Source organism: Microbacterium sp. NPDC055442 (genome assembly GCF_053644215.1).
The window spans coordinates 1-5,536 of sequence record NZ_JBSHLF010000011.1 but is presented as its reverse complement, the minus strand read 5'-3'; the positions used below and the strand labels follow the sequence as shown (position 1 = coordinate 5,536).

3 rRNA genes are annotated in these 5,536 nt (G+C 54.9%); all 3 read right to left on the bottom strand.

The window, feature by feature from the left end:
- Window positions 1-41 precede the first annotated feature (41 nt).
- Window positions 42-158, bottom strand: a 5S ribosomal RNA gene (gene rrf, locus ACWIBS_RS15125).
- 100 nt (window positions 159-258) lie between these two features.
- Window positions 259-3,365 (bottom strand): 23S ribosomal RNA (locus ACWIBS_RS15120).
- A 410-nt stretch (window positions 3,366-3,775) separates the two neighbouring features.
- Window positions 3,776-5,299 (bottom strand): 16S ribosomal RNA (locus ACWIBS_RS15115).
- The 16S, 23S and 5S rRNA genes sit together here, the layout of an rRNA operon.
- Between the last annotated feature and the right edge of the window lie 237 nt (window positions 5,300-5,536).

Here is a 5,536-nt window from a genome sequence, read left to right as displayed (position 1 = left end):
GAAAGGGCCACCCAGCATTGGGTGGCCCTTTCTCGAAAGAAGTCCGGCGGTGTCCTACTCTCCCACAGGGTCCCCCCTGCAGTACCATCGGCGCTATGAGGCTTAGCTTCCGGGTTCGGAATGTAACCGGGCGTTTCCCTCACGCTATGGCCGCCGAAACACTATTGATGTTTCAATCAGCATAACAAAGTCATTGTCATGCGGTTCTCGACCGTACATCGAGAACCACTCAGTGGACGCAAGCACCAAAAACGGTGTGTTATCAAGTCATCGGCTTATTAGTACCGGTCAGCTTCACGTGTTACCACGCTTCCACATCCGGCCTATCAACCCAGTAGTCTGGCTGGGAGCCTCTCGCCCGAAGGCATGGAAATCTCATCTTGAGGCCGGCTTCCCGCTTAGATGCTTTCAGCGGTTATCCATCCCGAACGTAGCTAATCAGCGGTGCTCCTGGCGGAACAACTGACACACCAGAGGTTCGTCCAACCCGGTCCTCTCGTACTAGGGTCAGATCCTCTCAAATTTCCTACGCGCGCAGCGGATAGGGACCGAACTGTCTCACGACGTTCTAAACCCAGCTCGCGTACCGCTTTAATGGGCGAACAGCCCAACCCTTGGGACCTACTCCAGCCCCAGGATGCGACGAGCCGACATCGAGGTGCCAAACCATGCCGTCGATATGGACTCTTGGGCAAGATCAGCCTGTTATCCCCGAGGTACCTTTTATCCGTTGAGCGACAGCGCTTCCACAAGCCACTGCCGGATCACTAGTCCCGACTTTCGTCCCTGCTCGACCTGTCAGTCTCACAGTCAAGCTCCCTTGTGCACTTACACTCGCCACCTGATTGCCAACCAGGTTGAGGGAACCTTTGGGCGCCTCCGTTACTTTTTGGGAGGCAACCGCCCCAGTTAAACTACCCACCAGGCACTGTCCCTGAACCGGATTACGGTTCGAAGTTAGATATCCAGAGTGACCAGAGTGGTATTTCAACAATGACTCCACATGAACTAGCGTCCACGCTTCAAAGTCTCCCACCTATCCTACACAAGCCACACCGAACACCAATACCAAGCTGTAGTAAAGGTCACGGGGTCTTTCCGTCCTGCTGCGCGTAACGAGCATCTTTACTCGTAGTGCAATTTCGCCGAGTTCGCGGTTGAGACAGTTGGGAAGTCGTTACGCCATTCGTGCAGGTCGGAACTTACCCGACAAGGAATTTCGCTACCTTAGGATGGTTATAGTTACCACCGCCGTTTACTGGGGCTTAAATTCTCAGCTTCGCCTTACGGCTAACCGGTCCTCTTAACCTTCCAGCACCGGGCAGGCGTCAGTCCGTATACATCGTCTTGCGACTTGGCACGGACCTGTGTTTTTAGTAAACAGTCGCTACCCACTAGTCTCTGCGGCCTCCAAACGCTTTCGGAGCAAGTCCTAATACGTCGAAGGCCCCCCTTCTCCCGAAGTTACGGGGGCATTTTGCCGAGTTCCTTAACCACGATTCTCTCGATCTCCTTGGTATTCTCTACCTGACCACCTGAGTCGGTTTGGGGTACGGGCAGCTAGAACCTCGCGTCGATGCTTTTCTCGGCAGCATAGGATCACCCACTTTTCATCCGCATCGTGTCTCAGCCATCATGAGCGACGGATTTGCCTATCGCTCGGCCTACGCACTTGCACCAGGACTACCATCGCCTGGCTTGGGCTACCTTCCTGCGTCACACCTGTTAATACGCTAGCCGCACCAGCATGGGGTCGAGCGTTCACCAAGACGTCATCACCCCGAAGGGATCCGAACATTCCTGGCTAGGACTCTTAGCACCACTGGATTGGCTTGGGCGGTTCTTCGCCGGTACGGGAATATCAACCCGTTGTCCATCGACTACGCCTGTCGGCCTCGCCTTAGGTCCCGACTTACCCAGGGAAGATTAGCTTGACCCTGGAACCCTTGGTCTTTCGGAGGACGTGTTTCTCACACGTCTTTCGCTACTCATGCCTGCATTCTCACTCGTGTAGCCTCCACGGCTGGTTCACACCGCCGCTTCGCTGGCCACACGACGCTCTCCTACCCATCAACACGGCTGGACCACGAAGGCCTACCAATAATGTCAATGCCACAACTTCGGTGGCGTGCTTGAGCCCCGTTACATTGTCGGCGCGGAATCACTTGACCAGTGAGCTATTACGCACTCTTTCAAGGGTGGCTGCTTCTAAGCCAACCTCCTGGTTGTCTGTGCAACTCCACATCCTTTCCCACTTAGCACGCGCTTTGGGACCTTAGTTGGTGGTCTGGGTTGTTTCCCTCTCGACTATGAAGCTTATCCCCCACAGTCTCACTGCTGCGCTCTCACTTACCGGCATTCGGAGTTTGGCTGACGTCAGTAACCTTGTAGGGCCCATCGGCCATCCAGTAGCTCTACCTCCGGCAAGAAACACGCAACGCTGCACCTAAATGCATTTCGGAGAGAACCAGCTATCACGAAGTTTGATTGGCCTTTCACCCCTATCCACAGCTCATCCCCTCAGTTTTCAACCTAAGTGGGTTCGGTCCTCCACGCGCTCTTACACGCGCTTCAACCTGGCCATGGATAGATCACTTCGCTTCGGGTCTAGGACATGCGACTGAATCGCCCTATTCAGACTCGCTTTCGCTACGGCTACCCCACTCGGGTTAACCTCGCCACATATCGCTAACTCGCAGGCTCATTCTTCAAAAGGCACGCTGTCACCCCTACTAAGGAGGCTCCAACGGTTTGTAAGCAAACGGTTTCAGGTACTATTTCACTCCCCTCCCGGGGTACTTTTCACCTTTCCCTCACGGTACTTGTCCGCTATCGGTCATCTGGGAGTATTTAGGCTTATCAGGTGGTCCTGACAGATTCACACGGGATTTCTCGGGCCCCGTGCTACTTGGGATACTCTTCGCGCCAAGGGAGGCATTTCGACTACGGGGTTGGCACCCTCTTTGACCGGCCTTTCAAGACCGTTCGTCTATACCTTCTTGTAACGCCGGCTGCTCGGCAGAGCAACCTGAAAAGTCCCACAACCCCGAATACGCAACTCCTGCCGGATATCACACGTACTCGGTTTAGCCTGTTCCGGTTTCGCTCGCCACTACTAACGGAATCGCGGTTGCTTTCTCTTCCTGTGGGTACTGAGATGTTTCACTTCCCCACGTTCCCTCTACCCGCCCTATATATTCAGGCGGGAGTCACTGGGTCGGCAAGCCGCCCAGCGGGGTTTCCCCATTCGGAGACCCTCGGATCAAAGTGTGCTTATCCACTCCCCGAGGCTTATCGCAGATTGCTACGTCCTTCTTCGGCTCCAGATGCCAAGGCATCCACCGTTTGCTCTTAAAGACTTGAAATCACATGAGTTTTATCAGAATCGACATCGAACCGAAGTCCGACATGAAATTGACTAATGATCTTTAAGATCATCTATATGAACTGACAGAATCAGTTCAAAGATGCTCGCGTCCACTGTGTAGTTCTCAAAGTACGGGCGGTACCCTCACGTCATGCCATCACGGCAATCAGAAAAGGCCCTGAGGATCGTCTGGCCCGAGCCGAAGCCCGGGCACATCCGGTCCCTCAGGACCCAACAGCGTGCACGTGCCGACAGCGTCACCAGAACCGTTCCCGCTGCAAGCAGCGTACTGAGTCCGGGATCCCCCGATCGGCACCTCGTCAAATGTTCCACCCATGAGCTGACCCCCCGAAGACAGACGCTCCGAGCGGGCTCTAAGATCTCCGAAAAGACCCAGATGCTCCTTAGAAAGGAGGTGATCCAGCCGCACCTTCCGGTACGGCTACCTTGTTACGACTTAGTCCTAATTACCGATCCCACCTTCGACGGCTCCCTCCACAAGGGTTAGGCCACCGGCTTCAGGTGTTACCGACTTTCATGACTTGACGGGCGGTGTGTACAAGACCCGGGAACGTATTCACCGTGGCGTTGCTGATCCACGATTACTAGCGACTCCGACTTCATGAGGTCGAGTTGCAGACCTCAATCCGAACTGGGACCGGCTTTTTGGGATTCGCTCCACCTTACGGTATCGCAGCCCTTTGTACCGGCCATTGTAGCATGCGTGAAGCCCAAGACATAAGGGGCATGATGATTTGACGTCATCCCCACCTTCCTCCGAGTTGACCCCGGCAGTATCCCATGAGTTCCCACCATTACGTGCTGGCAACATAGAACGAGGGTTGCGCTCGTTGCGGGACTTAACCCAACATCTCACGACACGAGCTGACGACAACCATGCACCACCTGTTTACGAGTGTCCAAAGAGTTGACCATTTCTGGCCCGTTCTCGTATATGTCAAGCCTTGGTAAGGTTCTTCGCGTTGCATCGAATTAATCCGCATGCTCCGCCGCTTGTGCGGGTCCCCGTCAATTCCTTTGAGTTTTAGCCTTGCGGCCGTACTCCCCAGGCGGGGAACTTAATGCGTTAGCTGCGTCACGGAATCCGTGGAATGGACCCCACAACTAGTTCCCAACGTTTACGGGGTGGACTACCAGGGTATCTAAGCCTGTTTGCTCCCCACCCTTTCGCTCCTCAGCGTCAGTTACGGCCCAGAGATCTGCCTTCGCCATCGGTGTTCCTCCTGATATCTGCGCATTCCACCGCTACACCAGGAATTCCAATCTCCCCTACCGCACTCTAGTCTGCCCGTACCCACTGCAGGCCCGAGGTTGAGCCTCGGGGTTTCACAGCAGACGCGACAAACCGCCTACGAGCTCTTTACGCCCAATAATTCCGGATAACGCTTGCACCCTACGTATTACCGCGGCTGCTGGCACGTAGTTAGCCGGTGCTTTTTCTGCAGGTACCGTCACTTTCGCTTCTTCCCTGCTAAAAGAGGTTTACAACCCGAAGGCCGTCGTCCCTCACGCGGCGTTGCTGCATCAGGCTTGCGCCCATTGTGCAATATTCCCCACTGCTGCCTCCCGTAGGAGTCTGGGCCGTGTCTCAGTCCCAGTGTGGCCGGTCACCCTCTCAGGCCGGCTACCCGTCGACGCCTTGGTGAGCCGTTACCTCACCAACAAGCTGATAGGCCGCGAGCTCATCCCTGACCGAAATTCTTTCCAACTGCTGAAGATGCCTTCACAGCTCGTATCCGGTATTAGCAGCTGTTTCCAACTGTTATCCCAGAGTCAGGGGCAGATTGCTCACGTGTTACTCACCCGTTCGCCACTGATCCAGCAGAGCAAGCTCCACCTTCACCGTTCGACTTGCATGTGTTAAGCACGCCGCCAGCGTTCATCCTGAGCCAGGATCAAACTCTCCGTAAAGAAATATTGCTGACCTCGACCGGAAAAAGACCGAAGCAGCGAGTTTGAACTGACCAAATGGATGCCATTGCTGACATATCCGTTGCCGACCCGAAGGCCGGACTTTGATCCAAAGGAATCTCATCCAGCAAAGCTGGAACGAGGTAATTTGGCATTTGACAAGTGCACGCTGTTGAGTTCTCAAGGATCGGATGCTCCTGCTACTCGGCCTCTCAGCTCCGCCCGCAGGGCAACTTC